This window comes from Streptomyces sp. NPDC002133, from assembly GCF_040296405.1.
Lineage (GTDB): Bacteria > Actinomycetota > Actinomycetes > Streptomycetales > Streptomycetaceae > Streptomyces.
Genome location: NZ_JBEOXF010000007.1, coordinates 19,922 through 36,256 on the forward strand (window position 1 = coordinate 19,922; position 16,335 = coordinate 36,256).

The following is a 16,335-nucleotide window of genomic DNA, read 5'->3' on the forward strand; positions in this document are numbered from 1 at the left end:
AGCATGGGGGAACGGTTCACAAGGTCTGTCAGAAGTACAACGAGGCGAATCTCCGACGGGCGTGACAAGGATCGGGGCCAGACCGCGATCGAGTTCGTGGGCGTCACGCCGCTGATCATCCTTTTGCTGATCGCGCTGTGGCAGTGCGCGCTGATCGGCTACACGTTCAGCCTGGCCAGCAATTCGGCGGACGTGGCCGCACGGACAGGTGCGACTTCGGAGAGCGCCCACTGGCGCGCGGAGTGCCGGGAGGCCGCCAAGGAGGACCTTCCGGATGCCTGGGCCGATGACGTGCGAACGGTCTGCAATCCCGATGGCGGCCTCATCAAGGCAACGGTGCAGCTGAACGTGCCGGTGCTGGTGCCGGGCGTCCTCGACTTCCCGTTCCAGGTCGACGGTGAAGCATCCGCCGTGAGGGAGAGCTGAGCGATGAAGGAGATCACAGGAATACGACGCCGTGACCGGGGTCAGGTCGCCGTGGAGTATCTGGGCTTCATCCCGCTCCTGCTGCTCGTCGGCCTCTTCGCCATCCAGTTGGGTGTCGCCGCGTACACCGCCAACCAGGCCGGCACGGGAGCACGTGCGGCGGCCAGGATGGCCAGTTTCGACAACCCGGACATGACGGCGAGGCAGGCGGCCCAAGGCTCCATGAGCGAATGGCTCACGGACGCCGAGGACGAGTTCGACGTCATCGGCAGCGGGGGCGGCGACGAGGTGACGTACACCGTCAGGGTCAAGGTCCCCTCCGTCGTCCCGGGCATCGACGACTGGGGATGGGCGGAGCGCAGCTCCACCATGCCCGTCGACTGACGCAACCACGCACTGGCCGCGAACAGCACAACCACCTCGTTCTAGGAGTTACGCGCATGAGTCTGCGGGCACGCATCACCGCCCCCGAGGAGAACGGCGGGGGGCGGGAGGACGGCCACATGGTCGCGACGTACCGCGCCAAGCTGCTCGAGGAGATCGACCTCGCGGAGATGTCCTCGCTCGCGGCCGCCGAGCGGCGGGCCCGGCTCGAACGCGTACTCGGCCACATCATCAGCCGAGAGGGCCCCGTTCTCTCCACGGTCGAGCGCTCCCAGCTGATCCGCAGGGTCGTCGACGAAGCACTCGGTCTCGGCATCCTCGAGCCGCTCCTCGAAGACGCGTCCATCACCGAAATCATGGTGAACGGGCCGGATCAGATCTTTGTCGAGCGCAGCGGCAAGGTGGAGCAGCTGCCCATGCGTTTCGGATCGCACGAGCAGCTGATGCAGACCATCGAGCGAATCGTGTCCACGGTGAACCGCCGTGTGGACGAGGCCAATCCGATGGTCGACGCCCGTCTCCCCAGTGGCGAGCGTGTCAACGTGATCATCCCGCCCCTGGCGCTGACCGGTGCGACGCTCACCATCCGGCGCTTCCCGCGGGCCTTCACGCTCCAGGAGATGATCGGCTTCGGCTCGATCGACGAGCAGATGCTGATCCTGCTCTCGGGCCTTGTCCAGGCGAAGTTCAACATCATCGTCTCCGGCGCCACCGGTACGGGAAAGACGACCCTGCTCAACGCGCTCTCCGGCCTGATCCCGAACAACGAGCGAATCATCACCATCGAGGACTCCGCAGAGCTCCAGCTCCAGCAGTCGCACGTCATCCGGTTGGAGTCCCGCCCGGCGAACGTCGAGGGCAAGGGCCAGATCTCCATTCGCGACCTTGTCCGCAACTCACTGCGTATGCGCCCCGACCGCATCGTCGTCGGTGAGGTCCGTGGCGGCGAATCGCTTGACATGCTCCAGGCAATGTCGACCGGTCACGACGGATCGCTCGCGACCGTCCACGCCAACAATGCCGAGGACGCACTGATGCGTCTCCAGACGCTGGCCTCGATGTCCGAGATCAAGATCCCCTTCGAAGCGCTGCACGACCAGATCAACAGCGCCGTCGACGTCATCGTCCAGCTGACCCGGCACACCGATGGTTCCCGCAAGGTCACGGAAATCGCATTCCTCGACTCGCACGGCCGGGACGCCTATCGCATCGCCACCCTCGCCCGTTACAACGCCCAGCCGATGGCCGCCGACGGGCGGATCTACGGCCAGTTCCAGTATCTCCCGCTCCCGCGCCGTCTAGCCGAGCGCCTCTACATGGCCAGCCAGCCCATCCCGCAGGCCTTCGGGGTCGCCGCGTCCGACGATCAGCTCGCCACCCGAGAGGCCAAGTAGGTACCGCAAGATGAACAATCTCGCTCTGCTCACGATCGGCATCACGCTGCTGTGCTGCGTGCTCGGTGTCATGGGCCTGCAGGCGTACTCGAAGGGGAAGGCTCAGCGCGAGTCTCTGGTTGATCGTCTCTCGCACACCGGCCAGATACAGGTGGGCGGCCGGCACCGGCGCTTCCAGGGTGTGGACCGTCGGCTCCGTAAGACACAGCTCGGCCGAAAACTGGAACTCAAGCTCGCGGCAACCGGTCTTGAGATCACGCCAGGCGAATTCTTCGTCTACGCGATCGCGGCGACCGTGGGCCTCTGGATGATCGCCTCGTCCATCCTGGCCGCCTTCTTCGGCCCGATTGCTGCCCTGATCGGCCTCTGGGGCACCAACACCTTTCTCAACTGGCAACGGACCAAGCGCACCGAGCGCTTCATCAACCAGCTCCCGGAGCTGTCTCGCATCCTTGCCAACGCGACCCAGGCCGGCCTGGCCCTCCGTACTGCCATCGGCATGGCGGCGGAGGAGCTGGAGGACCCTGCGGGTGAGGAGCTCGCCCGCGTCGCACGCAGGCTCGCTGTCGGCGAATCCCTCGACGACGCGCTGAGCGAGCTGACCGACCGGCTGCCGTCGAGGGAGCTCGTCGTCCTGGTTACGACGCTCGTCCTGTCCAACCGGGCGGGCGGTACGGTCGTCAGCTCGCTGCGGAACCTCACCGAGACGCTGGAGGAGCGCAAGGAGACCCGGCGCGAGGTGAAGACGCAGCTGTCCCAGGTGACGGTGACGGCCTACGCGGTCCCGGTCTTCGGCTTCGGCGCGATGCTCCTGATGAACGCGGTGATGCCCGGTGCGCTGGACCGGATGACAAGCGCGCTCATCGGTCAGGGCGCGGTCATCGTCTCACTCATCCTGTACGCGATCGGGTTCATCGTGATCCGCCGCCTGTCCCGCATCGACGTCTGAGGGGAGTGACGGACATGGAACTGCTGCTTGCCGCTGTCTTCGGTCTGGCGATCTACGGAGTCATCCACGGCATCCGGATGTACCGGGCCGACGCCAAGCTTCCCGGCGACCTCGCAGTCGCGCTGGAGATCGGCTCCAGCCGTACGAGCGCGGTGGGATCGGGCGTCGACCGGCTTGGCATGCGCTGGGCTCCGATGGTGCTCCGGATGATGGGCCCCAAGGCGGTCAACAAGAAGCGCCGCCAGATCGACCTCGCGGGCAACCCGGGCGGTCTCACCATCGACCGCTACGCCGCCCGGCGCGCGGTCTACGGCGCGCTCGGCTTCTTCGGCGCATTTTCGACGCTCATCCGCGGCCAGATCTTCGTCACGATCCTGCTCATCGCCTTCGGCCTGTTCTGGGTCGAGGTGGGCATCTGGTCGGCGATCCGGGTCCGCAAGGAACACATCGAGCGGACTCTGCCGGACTTCCTCGACGTCCTCGCGGTCGTCGTCTCGGCCGGTCTCGGTTTCCGCCAAGCGCTGGAGCGGGTCGCCGAGAAGTACGAGGGACCGTGGGCGGACGAACTGCGCATCACCCTGCGCCAGATGGATATGGGGGTCAGCCGTCGACAGGCCTTCGAGGAACTGCGCAAGCGCAACGACTCGGAGCAGGTGGCGATGTTCGTGACCACCCTTCAACAGGGAGAGGAACTGGGCGCACCGATCGTCGACACGCTCATCCAGATCGCGAACGACATGCGGCGCACCGACGCGCAGAACGCGCGCCGGAAGGCGGCGAAGGCGGTGCCGAAGGCGACGTTCGCTGTGACGACGTTCCTCCTGCCGGGAACGCTGGTGCTGCTGACCGTGGGCTTCGTGTACGGCGCGAACGTCGACTTCAGCTTCCTGGGTGGTGGATGACGGAGATGACGAGACCGACGAGCAGGGGGAGGTGACAGGCCGATGACGATGCACCTGGGCGGCTTGCAGGGCGGATTGACCGGAGAGGTACGACAGGCGACGGCGAATCCCGAGTCGCGCCCGGCCTTCGCCATACAGGTCAACGCACTCCAGGCCATGTGCCGCCAGGTCTTCGGATTCCGGCTCGCGATGATCGCCGTCGCTACGCCGTTCGCCATCGACAGAACCGCGCCCGGGCTCGCGACCTGGCTCATCGGCGCGGCCATCCTGATCACCTTCATGGGCTCGTACGTCCTCTTCCGCGACTGGGAGCGCTTCGGGCCGCTTTTCCTGCGCCACCCCTGGCTGCTGGCGGTCGACGCGATCTTCGGTGCGCTGTTGCTGATCACGGGCACGCCGGAGTCGACCCTCGCCTACGTGACCGTATGCACCCCCCTGCTCGCCGGGCTCGTCTACGGCTGGCGTGGGGCGGCGGTCTTCGCCGCCCTCCAGACGGTGATCATCATTGTTGTCTACGGAGCCGACAAGGAGCTGAAGGCCAGTGACGCCACTGCCCTTCTCCTCCCAGGCTTCTGCATCATCGCCGGTGCCGTCGGTGTCACCCTGCGCAATCTGCTGCTTCGATTCGGCACGGCGAGCCAGGCTCTCACCGACACCCGTGCCCGTCTTGCCGTCAACGAGGCCGTCGAGGGAGAGCGGTCGCGACTCGCCCGTGAGATGCATGATTCCGTCGCCAAGACTCTTCACGGTCTGGCACTGGCGGCCGACGGCCTGGCCAACTCGGCCGACCGAATGGACCCGCTCACCGTCAAGCACCAGGCCGAGTTGGTCGCACGGTCCGCCCGACGGGCCGCGGCCGAGTCGCGAGAACTCCTGTCCGATCTTCGTCGCGAGTCCGGACTGGACGGCGGAGTCGACATCACGACCGAACTGGCAGCGCGGGCAGCTGACTTCATCCGTCGACACGATCTGCCCGCCCACTTCCGGCGTCTCGGGGAGGTGCCGGTGCCGTTGATTCCGCAAGCCGTAGCCCGCCAGCTGCTCACCGTCGCATCCGAGGCGATGGAGAACGCGCATCGGCATGCACACCCCACGTACGTCGATGTGTCGGCCGGTGTGGTCGGCGATGTCCTGCGCGTGAGCGTGTACGACGACGGGCGCGGCCTGCCCGCCGGAACCACGCTCGACGAACTCAAACGCGCGGGGCACTTCGGCCTGGTCGGCATGGTCGAGCGCGCCGCGTCGATCGGCGCCCGGATCCGGATCGGAAAGGGGAGGGCGGCGAAGGGCACCGAGGTCAGGCTGGAACTGCCCATGGCGGCTCTGCTCTCCGTCGTACCGGTTCCACACAGCACGCCCCACACACCGCAGATGAACTGACCGCTCCCCCCCACTGTCCCCAACACCTTGAGAGGAGGCCGCACGATGCCTGACGACATCTCCCGCACGTCGGGACAGAACTGGGCTCAGCAGACCCATGTCTCCCAGCACACGTCCTCGCACGGCACCCCGCTCAGCTCGGAGCAAAGCTCCTCCGGGTTTCCCACTCCACAGCAGGCCGCGGCATCCGGAGCGATGCCCGCTTTCCCTGCTGCCCCCGAGACGCCGGCGCCACAGCCCCTACGCGTCGTGGTCGCCGATGACAACCCGGTGGTCCGGGCTGGCCTGGGCGTGCTGCTCTCCGGCCGCGACGACATCGACGTCGTCGCGGAAGCCGCAGACGGCCGGCAGGCATACGAGGCGGCTGTACAGCACCGGCCCGACGTGGTTCTGCTGGATGTCCGCATGCCTGGAGTGGACGGCATTTCAGCGCTGCCGCATCTGGTTCGTGTCGCACCCGTGATGATGCTGACGTACAGCCGGGAGAGCGAGATCGTGCACGAGGCGCTGCGCCTGGGTGCCGGCGGCTATCTGGTGCATGGTGAGTTCACCGCGGACCAGCTCGTCCAGGCGGTACAGGACATCAAGAGTGGCCGGGCCCACTTCACGGTCACTGCAGCGAACGCCCTGCTGGCACACATGAGGCAGGGTCCGCCTGGTCCGGGAGGCGGGCCCGGGCAGCCGCTGCCCGAAGGGCTGGGAGCCGCGTTCACGACGGGGGTTCCGTATGCGGGCCCCGGCCACGACGGGCATGCTCCGACGGGACCTCAGGGGCACGACACCGGCCTGCACGGCCCCGTTCCTCCGGCCGTCCCGCCGGCGGCACAACCTGCCGTTCAGGCACAGGGTCTTTCGCAAATGCAATCTGTTGTGGCAAAGTCTTCCAGTGCAGGGGGGGCGAGCGGCCCTCCGAACAGGGAAGAGTTCGGGCTGAGTTCGCGGGAGGTGGAGGTCATGGACCTGATTGCTTCCGGAATGAGCAATCAGCAGATCGCCGCCACCTGCTTCATCAGTGAGAAGACGGTCAAGAACCACATCAACCGGATCTTCACCAAGCTGCACAGCGGAAGCCGCAGCGAGGCGATCGCCCGGTGGCTCGGCACGGCGCCGGCGTCGGGACATGGCCTGAGGGGGACGGGCAACCATGGCTGAGCGGGGGATGCAGGGAGAGGGCATGGTGGCTCTGGGCCCCGAGGCCCAGACCCGCACCGGGAGGGCCCAAGCTTCGCTTTGGGCCCGGGATTGGGCCCTGGGACCCTCTGGTGCAGGGGTTGTCCCGGCGTACGTTTCTCATGTCGAAAGCGGCACCGGCCAGGAGGAAGCCGGAACCGCCGAAGACACCACAGAGACTTACGCGTCGGCCGACAAGCGGTCGGCCGAACTTGGAGGGGAATCCCATGTCGAACATCACCCTGAAGACCGCCGTCCGCGTCAACGGCTGGGCCAGCACCGCCGTCTCCAAGATCAAGGCGCGCAGCGACCGCGGCCAGACGGCCTTCGAGTACCTCGGCATCATCCTGGTGGTCGTCGCGATCATCGGTGGCATGGTGGCCTCGGGCATCGGTGGGGCGATCACGGAGCGCATCACCAACCTGGTCGACGAGATCACGGCTGGCTAATGATTGGGCGTCAACGCCGTGACGGAGGGCAGGCCTTCCCCATCTACATCATGATGGTGGCAGGCCTGCTCTTCCTCGCGTTCGTTTTCTTTACGGTCGGCAAGGCATCAGCCACCCGCAACGGGGCTCAGGGTGCTGCGGATGCTGCCGCGCTCGCGGCGGCTCAGGAGGCTCGCGACCAGATGGGGCCGGGTTTCCTCGCCGCGCTCCTACTGCCGGGCGGACTGGACGAATTCTTCGAAGGCAACCACTTCGGTTCGGGCGCGCCGTGTAATCGGGCCCAGTACTTTGCTGCGGAGAACCGCTCCGACGTGGTTCCTGGTGGCTGCCAGTGGAACAGCGGGTTCATGCGGGACGAAGTCACGGTGGAGGTCGAGACCCGCTACACCGTCGGCGATTCCGTGATCCCGGGTACGGAGACGAGGCACGCGACGGCCAAGGCAACTGCGGTGGTCGAGTTCCGGTGCTCCTGGAAGCCCGCGGACAAGGAAGACAAGCCGGGTAACGGTGGTGGTCCCGATGAGAACAAGGACAACCCGGGACCGATCGCCTTCAAGTGCGACGGCCGCGACTCGTTTCTACTCGATCCCTTGAACCTGGACCCCTGGGAAGAACTGGCGGAGGTCTTCTTCGCCGTACATCTGGTCGACTGACAACGAACGACGAGTAAAAGGAATCGGTATCCATGAACATTCGGCTCACCACGAAGCCCCGAAGGGTAGTGGCAGCTGGGGCGATGGCGGCGGTATTGGCCCTTACCGTCGCCGGTTGCGGAGGTGATGACGACAAGTCGAAGGAGACTGGTTCGTCATCCGCACCAGCGGGCAGTGAGGGGTCGCAGAATGACACTGCGGCCGGGGAGAAGGTGGACCCGAATGTGAAGCTGGCCGAGGTCAAGGGCCAGGGCGGGGCGGTACTCGTTGTCAATGAGGTAAAGCGCGATTCGGGTGGCTTCGTTACGGTCCAAGGCGAGATCAAGAACGATGGCGATCAGTCGATCAACCCTGCGGCCTGGGCCGGCAATGAAAGCGCCATTGTGAGGAACAACCTCAACTCCGTGGGCGGAGCAACGTTGGTTGATAAGGCTGGCAAGAAGCGTTACTACGTCCTCCGGGACACGGACGGGCGTTGCCTCTGCACTACTAAGATCAGGCCGCTTCAGCCCGGCAAGTCGACGCCGGTCTTCATGCAGTTCCCGGCTCCGCCGGACACCACGACTGAGGTTGACTTCAACCTTCCGACCTTCGCTACCACATCCCTGAAGATCTCTGGGTGATGGCAGAGATGACCTACACCCGTACTCAGTGCAAGTCGACGCATCTTGCGGGACGTGCGTTTGCTGCGGCCGTGCTGATTGCTGGCGCGACTGTCTGTGGAGTCACGACCGCGACTGCCGATGATGGCCCGAGCGTGCCCCCCGGCACCGAAGCATCGGCCAAGCCGCCCGTCGAGGTCGACGCTCAGGATCCCGACCTCAAGATGGCCGACGGCGCCACACTCGCCGCGGCCAAGGTTCTCGACATCGTTCAGGTGGTCGAGGACGAGGGCGGCGAGGAACGCCGCGAGGACTCGAACGAGTCCGTCAAGTTCGCTCTCCAGGCCGAGGTCCTCTTCGGCAAGGACAGCGCAAAGCTGAGCCCCGCTGCCAACTCCCGCATCGCCGCGATCGCTGCTGAGATCAAGAAGCAGAACGCCGCAAAGGTCCGCGTCTTCGGCTTCACTGACAACCTCGGTTCCGCCGCGCATGGCGACGTGCTGTCCAAGCAGCGCGCCGACGCTGTGCAGGGAGTGCTGAACAAGGAGCTCGGGTCGACCTCGATCACCTTCGAGATCCGCGGCTACGGCGAGCAGTACCCGATCGCCGACAACAGCTCGGAAGAGGGCCGCAAGAAGAACCGCCGGGTGGAGGTCTCCTTCCCGCGCGGTGAGAGCGCCTAGAGCTGGCGCTCACGCAGAAGGGGTGTAGGGTCTCAAAACTCGCTGCATGATCTCAGCGAGAACTGCACGGCGGCGGCACTTATGCCGCCGCCGTGAGACTCGCAGGTCGGAGCATTACCCATTCGGGTGGCGAGAGCAGGGATTCATCCCGCCTGCGTTCGCCGCGCTGGCACCTTGGCTGCACAGGAAGTTGATCTGTGGCTGGGGGTTAGCGGTGGGGGAATTGGCTGCGTCTGTGAGCGTCCGTCCCGAGGGGCGCGCAGTGGTTGAGGACCGGGCCTGGAGCGAGGTGTCCGTCGAGCTCTTGGCGTCGGCGGCGCCATGGCGAACGTTCCGCTGGTTCAAGGGGCAGAAGCACTACTCGGGCATCTACTGGTCGGCGACGACGAAAGACCACGTGATCTACGAGTCACGGCTTGAGTTGGCACGTTTCCTTTTTGCAGATTTTGATCCTTCCGTACGCCACATCGTGGCCCAGCCCTTCCTGCTGAAGGCGACGCTGGAGGGGAAGGTTCGCAAGCACATCCCGGACTACTTGCTGATCACCGAGCAAGGGCCCGTAGTGGTGGACGTGAAGCCGCTGCGTCGCGTGCCCAAGCCTGAGGTGGCCTTTACCTTCGACTGGACCCGCGGGGCAGTGGAGTCGCGCGGTTGGCAATACGAGGTCTGGAGCGAGCCGTCACCGGCGGAGCTGGAGAACATCCGCTTTCTGGCCGGCTACCGCCGATCCTGGCTGTTCGACACCGATCTCCTGGACGAGCTTCGTGGCGCCGAACTCGATGGTGTTCCGCTGGGTCGGATCACGAGTCGGATCCCTGGACGTGCCGAGCCGGAAGTGCGCTCTGCTGTCCACCATTTGCTCTGGACTCATGAGCTCCTCGTGGATCTCGATCGCCCACTCGACCCGTCGCGGGTGTGCCGGAGGTCGGCATGAGCGGCGCTGGAGCAAGGGTCGGGGTGGGCACGCGGTTCCGCTACGACAGGGAGACAGTCGAGGTGGTGCAGATGGCTGCGACCACTGCGGGGCCACCGGTCCCGGCCGACGGCGCTGCGACGCCGATCTGGCCCAGGCGTCCACCCCACTCCTCGACGCCGATCATCCCGTGCTGGACGCACAGCGGCTCGTTTACGCGATGACCGACTCCGGCACCGCAGCGTTCGGCCCCTACACCGACCATCCGCAATCCGCACTCGGAGCCCTCGCTGACCTGCGAGCGCTCGTCGGAAAGATCCTCCTCCACGCTCCCCGTCAATCCCTAGCCGAACGCCTTCTCGCGGACCTCCCCATCAATACCGATGAGTTGAACGCCCTTCTCACCCCGACCGACGTCGGCATTCAGTCCCTGGGGATGCACACCCCGAAGAGCGCTGCCATGACTGCGGCCGGTGTCGTTCTCGCCGCAGACATCCTCAGCCGACTGGACATCCAGCAAGCCGGAACCTCCGCACGCTGGATCATCCAAGCCGAACGCGAGTCGCGCCCATCACCGGGCCGAAGCCTGCTCGCCCCCTGGGGCACGGGCACCACCGAAGTCCTCCGCGCGGTCCAGCTCGCGGCCATCGGCCCACAGCTCCAGGCTGTCTACCAGCTCCGCTACCGCGTTCAGACCTTCCACCCAGGGACCCAGCCAGACCACATCCCCGCCCAGCGTCTCCGCTCACTCCCTGCCGCACTCTGGCCCGAACTCGCCCTGCCCCTCGCACCGCCCGAACTCCACGATCACCGGATCATGCGACCTGCCCTGTCCTGTCTCATCGGGCTCGTCGGCAACCGTCAGTCCATCGACGTCATCGCCGAACGCCTGGGCCAGGCCACCACCGGATTCATGTCCTCCCGAATGCTCGGCCACCTGCGAGAACACCAGCAGTGGCCAGACATCCAGGCCGCACTGATCCATATCGCGGACTACCTCGACACCTGCCCCGCCCCGATCGACTACGAGCGGCGCCGACGCCTCGACTACACCCTCCTGCTCCCTGACGGCCAATGGTTCGATATCGCCCGGCAATGCGACATCGTCCGCAGCACAGGCACCCTCGCCCGGCTCTTCAGAAGCTATGTGTTCCTGCGCATCAGCGGCCTGCCCGCCCGAATGGCGCCCTCCACCTGCACCCCCGAGAACAACTCCGCTCGCAGCCAACACGCCATTCGCTACCTCCGGTTGACCCCTGAGCTTCTCGGGCATCTCGACCACGCTGCCGAGGGATTCCTACAGCGCAACCGCATCACCGACGAACCCGTGACCTGGTACCCACCGGACGATCTCCTCCACGACCTCAGCCTGCCCGGACATCGCCCCTCTGAGATCGACATCATGGAGCTGCACAGGCTGATCCGCCATGAAGAAATGACGGCCACCCAGGCCGCCGCCCGCTTGCATACGACGATCGACGTCGTGCGCTGCCTCCTCGACCGGCACCCGGCACCCGATACAAGCGAACGACGTGCGTGGCCCGCCCCCGTCTCCGACCCTGTCCGCGAAGTCCTTAACTCGGCCACCTTCGCGCGGCTCTACATCGATCAGCGGATGTCCCTGCGTGCCATTGGAGAGCTCTACGGTGTCCAGGCCGACGTGATCAGAGGTATCGCCGACGAGTACAAGATCCCGATCCGTACTCCCAAGGAGTACCGACACCGTCAGGAGATCACCCGCGAATGGCTTCACGAGCAGTACGTCACACGCCGTCGCACCCTCGCCGACATCGCCGAGGAGACCGGTATGACCATGTCGAACGTCGCCAAGTGGGCCAGGATGCACGAGATCCCCTTGCGTCCTCGCGGCGGCGCCAGCCATGACGAGAGCCTCCGTATCCGGGAGAGAGCCAGACAGGCTCCCCGCTTGCTGCGACCCGCACTGGACGGCCTCGCCGCTGAAGAACGCCTCCGGCGGTTCGTGAAAGCTTCCGCCTATCCCACCCTCGGCGCGGCAGCCCGGGACATGGGCGTCAACGGGCCCACCCTCGTCACTCAGATCAACCGCCTGGCCCGCGAACTGGGCGGCCCGCTACTCGAACGAGCGGAACGGGGCCGGCCCATGAAATTCACGCCACTCGGCAAGCGGGTCGTCAGAGCAGCAACGAGTTGGCTGTCCGAGGCATAACGCTGACACCATTCGGAGCGAAGGTCGTCGCGGTCGTCGCCGTGATCACAGCGACAGCCATCCGCCCCAGCAGGAGCCGTTGTCACACCCGGCTGGCAGAGTTCCCAGCCATGGACACCTCTGAGTTCTGGACCATCATCGAGGCCGCTCGCTCGGCCGGCACAGCTGACAAGCCCTTCGTCGAAGCCCTGGTTGACGAGTTGGCCACCCGTGCCAAGGACGACATCCTCCGCTACCAGGAACGCTTCGACGAGGTGCACGAAGCCGTCTACCGATGGGACGTATGGGCAATGCCTACCTCATCGGCGGCGGCTGCTCGGACGACAGCTTCATGGACTTCCGCGCCGGTCTGATCGCGCTGGGCCGCGACTGGTACGAGAGGGCTGCGGCCTGCCCGGACAGTCTTGCTGAGCATCCTGCGGTGATCGCCGCCGCAGAGGCGTACGACGATGAAGTCGTGTTCTACGAGGACGTCAACTACGCAGCCAGCGACGCGTTCAAGCGCATCACCGGTGGCGAAGAGGAAGGACTTCTACGAGGCCTGGGACGAGTACGCAGCCTCACGTGACAGTTCCGGACAAGACGCCGAAGACATGGGCGAAGACTTCGACTTCGATGACTCCGTTGAGATGCGACGCAGACTCCCGCGGCTCGCCGCTCTCTACCTCCGTGACACCGCACACTGAGCCGCAACGAAACAGTGAAGGATGCCATCGGTGACGATGTGTCTGTGAGCATCCGGCTCCCGGGCATGCGCGTTTCAGGCACCGGGTTCGTTTTGGTCAGCGGAGATCGCTTGCTGGTGCGACAGCGTGATGCGGCGGCGGATCGGGTCGATGTCCAGGACCTTGACTGGCAGTGCGTCACCGACTTGGACGACCGGCTGTGGATGGTCCGGGTGCCTCTCGCCCAGTTCGGAGCTGTGCACCAGCCCCTCGAAACCGTTCTCCATCTCTTCAATGCGTACGAATACGCCGAACGGTACGAGCTTGGTGACGCGGCCGACGATGGTCTGGCCGATCTGCCCGGTCAGCAGCAGCATCGGATCTTCGTGCAGGGCCTTGAGCGACAGTGACACGCGTTCGCGGATCGGGTCGACGTCGAGGATTTCGGCGCTGATCTCCTGACCGACGGCAACGACGTCGGAGGGGTGGTTGATGGGACGCCAAGACAGCTCAGGGATATTGATCATCGCCTCGAAGCCGCCGATGTCCACGAAGGTGACGCCGAAGCTGGCGATCTGGGTCACGGAGCCGGTGACGATCTCACCTCGGTGAAGGGTCTTGAGGAAGGCCCAGTTCCGGTCGCTCGGCGTCGGCTCGGTCCGCCAGCGGGCCCGTACCACTCCGTCGCTGTCAGGCATGACGGCGGTGAACAGAGGCACACGTTCATCGGCATACATGGACAGGAGTGCCGCAGCGCTGGCACCGGAGATTCTCTTGGCCAGTTCCGGGAATTCGTCTTCGTCAGCGATGGCACTACGGAGCTGGCCGTCCTTGTCCTGCCAGACACATTCGACGAGCCCTTCGGTGGGGAGCGTGCCGAGGACCGCGTCTATGTTGGAGGACAGGTCCGGCCAGACGGCCAGACGCGCGCGGGGAGCGATACCGGCGCGAACCGTATCGATGGAGTCGCGCGTGAGGCGGTGCCACCGTGAGGCGCCTTCGACGTATGTCTCTTCCAGGAGCCCGGCGAGGCATGCGGAGACTGCCCAGCGCAGACCGGCCCAGAATTCGTCGTCACCGGGCCGCTGGACATCGGCGTCATCGGTCTCCATCTCGTACGGAGAGGAGGCCTGGCGCTCCGGGAACAGCCCCAGCGCGCGAGTTCGGGCCAGTGCCTCCTCGCAGGGCCGGATACTGCTGATGTAGAGATACTGGTCCCATCCCACATGGACCGTGAACGTGCCTGCCGCCTCCAGCCGGCACCAGGCGCCGTTGTCGCGCAACATGGCACGCACCAGTTCCAGCCCGGTTTCGAGCGATACCTCAGCCCCGTCGTGAAATCCGGTCGGGTCGGCAGAGAAGAGCCCGTCCAGCCCAAACCCGTCCACCGGAGACTCCGCGCCGAAGTGCGCGAAGGACGGGATCTGTGGTTCACGTACGGCCAGGTGATCGACGCCGGTGTCCCCAGCGAAGGCCGCGACCGCCTGAAGATAGGACGCCTCGACCTTGCCGTGATCGCTGACGTTGTCCTCACTACCGGTGTAATGCCCGTGTTCGTCTCGGTCGGCGGGGTCGTACTTGGTGACGCGGTAGACGTAGGGGAGCTGCACCGCCTCATCATCCAGCACGCCCGTGCCGCCCTGCGAGGAAATGTCATGGGAGGTGAGACAGAGGCGTAGGGCAACGTCCTGAGATAGATAAGGAACCTGCCGGTCAGAGCAATGCTCTATGACACGAGCCGCCAGATCCTACAAAATTGTAGGGTCTCAAAAGCCTTGGCAGAATCTCACGGCACTTGGCAGATGGATTGATGCCACTGCCATGAGACTTGCAGTTCAGGGGCTTCACTCGTTTGGGTAGGTGGGCGGTGGTCCGGGTCACCCAGGACGGGCGCTCAGCGCCTCGTCTCGTACCTGGTCAGGATCACGCCGCAGGGAAGCGTCCGCGTCTCCACCAGGTTGAGGTTCACCCAGTTGTCCAGCGCGGTGAAGAACGGCGTGCCGCCGCCCACCAGGACCGGTGCGGTGGCCAGCACGTACTCGTCAATCAGCCCAGCCCGCATGGCCGCCCCGGCGAGCGTCGCGCCGCCGATGTCCATCGGGCCGCGCCGCCCCGGCGAGCGTCGCGCCGCCGATGTCCATCGGGCCGCCGTCCTCGGCCTTGAGCCGGGTGATCTCGGCGACCGCGTCGCCGGTGACCAGGCGGGTGTTCCAGTCGACCTTGTCGATCGTCGAGGAGAACACCACCTTCGACATGTCCCGCCAGCGGCGCGCGAACTCGATCTCCGCCGGGGTGGCGTTGGGATGCTGGTCGCCGGTCGGCCAGTAGGAGCTCATCGTCTGCCACAGCTTGCGCCCGTACAGCGACAGGTCGGTCGCCTGCAACTGGTCGGACCAAAACTGGAACAGCTCGTCGCTCGGCACGCTCCAGCCGATGTCGTCGCCGGGCGCGGCGATGTAGCCGTCCAGGGTCAGGTTCATGCCGTAGATCAGTTTCCGCATGGCGCCGGCCTTCCCTGAGTCGGTCTCACGCGTACAGACCGGCGCGGCGCGGGAAACTCATCGGTGCGCGATCTGAGCTCACATGTAGTCCTCGTGCTCGGTGGCTCAGCCGCAGACTCATCGTTCCGCCGAGGAAATGGCATCGATCTGAGACTGATCTTGGGTGACATCGCGGTGAGACAACAGAGAACCAGCAGGTCACAGAAGATCGACATGTCATCGGCGGCGAGACCCTACAGCCGAACGGCCACGAAGCGCGGTCGCGCTGCCATTCGGGCACTCCGGCTGGTATCGACAGGTCACCACCCCCAAAACCGATTGACGGCGGCTGCAGAATCTCTGGCATGGGAACGGACATCAGTGGCTTCGTCGAGTGCCGAGCATGGCACCTCCACAAGGAGGATGAGGATTGGCGAGCCGCCATCGACCTCTTCTTCCTCAACACCACCAGGAACTACGACGCGTTCGGCTGCCTCTTCGGGGTCCGTAACTACGCCAACTTCCGACCGCTGGCTGCAGACCGAGGACTCCCGGCCGGTGCCTCGGAGACTGTTCGCGCCGAACTCGAGCGACTCGCCCAGTGGTATGGGCCGGATCAGGCATATGGCACCACCTGGATCACCTGGGCCGAGATCAAGGAAGTCGACTGGGACGAGCCGGCTGAGAAGGCCGACAGCCGACTCCACGAATACCGGCAGACCCCGGATGGGCTCAGGTTGACGGGGAAGGCCGCTTGGAGCCCTCGCTTCGCACAAGCCGTTGGCCTTCAGCCGGGCGAAGATCGAGAGTGGCCCGAGGGGACCGAATGGCTAATCGGCGACACCCTCTACAGATCCGAGAAGATCCGCCGCCGAGACGCCGTTCCGGCAACTGGCGAGTGGAAATCGGTCTGGACTGTCATGGAGGCGCTCGCCGCGCAGCACGGTGATGACAACGTGCGGCTCGTCGTCTGGTTCGACAACTGAGTGGGCGCGGCCGCGAGCCCTACCCGCGGCTCGCTGAGGAAATGCCACCCGTCCTGAGACACGAGCGGTCGGTCACGACGTGAGACAACCCGAGAACCCACTGGTCAGTGC

15 protein-coding genes and 2 pseudogenes are annotated in these 16,335 nt (G+C 65.6%); 15 read left to right on the forward strand and 2 right to left on the reverse strand.

The features are described 5' to 3' along the window. The first annotated feature begins 3 nt into the window (after positions 1–3). The 14 genes and pseudogenes from ABT078_RS10720 (at position 4) to ABT078_RS10785 (ending at position 12,661) form a co-directional block, all read left to right on the forward strand. Positions 4–426: a TadE/TadG family type IV pilus assembly protein gene (locus ABT078_RS10720; protein WP_351226069.1), complete on the forward strand. Its 423-nt coding sequence runs from the start codon at positions 4–6 to the stop codon at positions 424–426. 3 nt (positions 427–429) lie between these two features. Beyond that, positions 430–810, forward strand: coding sequence for a TadE/TadG family type IV pilus assembly protein (locus ABT078_RS10725; protein WP_351226070.1), 381 nt, complete (start codon positions 430–432; stop codon positions 808–810). Positions 811–866: 56 nt separating this feature from the next. After that, the gene (locus ABT078_RS10730) at positions 867–2,204 is read left to right on the forward strand and encodes a TadA family conjugal transfer-associated ATPase (RefSeq protein WP_351226072.1); all 1,338 of its coding nucleotides are present in this window, start codon (positions 867–869) and stop codon (positions 2,202–2,204) included. A 10-nt stretch (positions 2,205–2,214) separates the two neighbouring features. After that, positions 2,215–3,153: a type II secretion system F family protein gene (locus tag ABT078_RS10735; RefSeq protein WP_351226074.1), complete on the forward strand. Its 939-nt coding sequence runs from the start codon at positions 2,215–2,217 to the stop codon at positions 3,151–3,153. Between the two features lie 14 nt (positions 3,154–3,167). Next, positions 3,168–4,055 (forward strand): DUF5936 domain-containing protein, encoded by an 888-nt coding sequence (locus ABT078_RS10740; protein WP_351226076.1) that lies wholly within the window; start codon positions 3,168–3,170, stop codon positions 4,053–4,055. Between the two features lie 42 nt (positions 4,056–4,097). Beyond that, on the forward strand, positions 4,098–5,435 hold the full coding sequence (locus tag ABT078_RS10745; RefSeq protein WP_351226078.1) for a sensor histidine kinase: 1,338 nt from the start codon (positions 4,098–4,100) through the stop codon (positions 5,433–5,435). A 45-nt stretch (positions 5,436–5,480) separates the two neighbouring features. Next, on the forward strand, positions 5,481–6,587 hold the full coding sequence (locus ABT078_RS10750; protein ID WP_502981199.1) for a response regulator transcription factor: 1,107 nt from the start codon (positions 5,481–5,483) through the stop codon (positions 6,585–6,587). A gap of 245 nt (positions 6,588–6,832) precedes the next feature. Beyond that, a complete protein-coding gene (locus ABT078_RS10755) occupies positions 6,833–7,054 on the forward strand; it encodes a hypothetical protein (protein ID WP_351226080.1) in 222 nt (73 codons plus the stop codon). Next, positions 7,054–7,707, forward strand: a complete 654-nt coding sequence (locus ABT078_RS10760) for a pilus assembly protein TadG-related protein (RefSeq protein WP_351226082.1) — start codon at positions 7,054–7,056, stop codon at positions 7,705–7,707. Before ABT078_RS10755 ends, ABT078_RS10760 begins: the two co-directional genes overlap by 1 nt. A 32-nt stretch (positions 7,708–7,739) precedes the next feature. Further along, on the forward strand, positions 7,740–8,330 hold the full coding sequence (locus ABT078_RS10765) for a hypothetical protein (protein ID WP_351226084.1): 591 nt from the start codon (positions 7,740–7,742) through the stop codon (positions 8,328–8,330). An 8-nt stretch (positions 8,331–8,338) separates the two neighbouring features. Then, entirely contained in the window at positions 8,339–8,992 is a 654-nt protein-coding gene (locus ABT078_RS10770) for an OmpA family protein (RefSeq protein WP_351226411.1), read from the forward strand. Between the two features lie 289 nt (positions 8,993–9,281). Further along, a complete protein-coding gene (locus tag ABT078_RS10775; RefSeq protein WP_351226086.1) occupies positions 9,282–9,926 on the forward strand; it encodes a TnsA-like heteromeric transposase endonuclease subunit in 645 nt (214 codons plus the stop codon). A 169-nt stretch (positions 9,927–10,095) separates the two neighbouring features. Continuing rightward, positions 10,096–12,093, forward strand: a complete 1,998-nt coding sequence (locus ABT078_RS10780; RefSeq protein ID WP_351226088.1) for a LysR family transcriptional regulator — start codon at positions 10,096–10,098, stop codon at positions 12,091–12,093. Between the two features lie 110 nt (positions 12,094–12,203). After that, positions 12,204–12,661 (forward strand): annotated as a pseudogene (locus ABT078_RS10785) (DUF4240 domain-containing protein). A 192-nt stretch (positions 12,662–12,853) separates the two neighbouring features. On the opposite strand, the gene ABT078_RS10790 reads toward ABT078_RS10785, so the two are convergent. Further along, on the reverse strand, positions 12,854–14,386 hold the full coding sequence (locus tag ABT078_RS10790; RefSeq protein ID WP_351226090.1) for a S1 RNA-binding domain-containing protein: 1,533 nt from the start codon (positions 14,384–14,386) through the stop codon (positions 12,854–12,856). Between the two features lie 266 nt (positions 14,387–14,652). Further along, positions 14,653–15,259, reverse strand: a pseudogene (locus tag ABT078_RS10795) (dihydrofolate reductase family protein). 344 nt (positions 15,260–15,603) lie between these two features. Between ABT078_RS10795 and ABT078_RS10800 the strand changes: the two are divergent. Then, complete coding sequence (locus ABT078_RS10800) at positions 15,604–16,224, forward strand: hypothetical protein (RefSeq protein WP_351226092.1); 621 nt, start codon at positions 15,604–15,606, stop codon at positions 16,222–16,224. Positions 16,225–16,335: the final 111 nt, after the last annotated feature.

Excerpts from the sequence above, each read along its gene's own strand:
- ABT078_RS10720 (WP_351226069.1), top strand. The coding sequence starts at position 4 with ATGGGGGAACGGTTCACAAGGTCTGTCAGAAGTACAACGAGGCGAATC.
- ABT078_RS10725 (WP_351226070.1), top strand. The coding sequence starts at position 430 with ATGAAGGAGATCACAGGAATACGACGCCGTGACCGGGGTCAGGTCGCC.
- ABT078_RS10730 (WP_351226072.1), top strand. The coding sequence starts at position 867 with ATGAGTCTGCGGGCACGCATCACCGCCCCCGAGGAGAACGGCGGGGGG.
- ABT078_RS10735 (WP_351226074.1), top strand. The coding sequence starts at position 2,215 with ATGAACAATCTCGCTCTGCTCACGATCGGCATCACGCTGCTGTGCTGC.
- ABT078_RS10740 (WP_351226076.1), top strand. The coding sequence starts at position 3,168 with ATGGAACTGCTGCTTGCCGCTGTCTTCGGTCTGGCGATCTACGGAGTC.
- ABT078_RS10745 (WP_351226078.1), top strand. The coding sequence starts at position 4,098 with ATGACGATGCACCTGGGCGGCTTGCAGGGCGGATTGACCGGAGAGGTA.
- ABT078_RS10750 (WP_502981199.1), top strand. The coding sequence starts at position 5,481 with ATGCCTGACGACATCTCCCGCACGTCGGGACAGAACTGGGCTCAGCAG.
- ABT078_RS10755 (WP_351226080.1), top strand. The coding sequence starts at position 6,833 with ATGTCGAACATCACCCTGAAGACCGCCGTCCGCGTCAACGGCTGGGCC.
- ABT078_RS10760 (WP_351226082.1), top strand. The coding sequence starts at position 7,054 with ATGATTGGGCGTCAACGCCGTGACGGAGGGCAGGCCTTCCCCATCTAC.
- ABT078_RS10765 (WP_351226084.1), top strand. The coding sequence starts at position 7,740 with ATGAACATTCGGCTCACCACGAAGCCCCGAAGGGTAGTGGCAGCTGGG.
- ABT078_RS10770 (WP_351226411.1), top strand. The coding sequence starts at position 8,339 with ATGACCTACACCCGTACTCAGTGCAAGTCGACGCATCTTGCGGGACGT.
- ABT078_RS10800 (WP_351226092.1), top strand. The coding sequence starts at position 15,604 with ATGGGAACGGACATCAGTGGCTTCGTCGAGTGCCGAGCATGGCACCTC.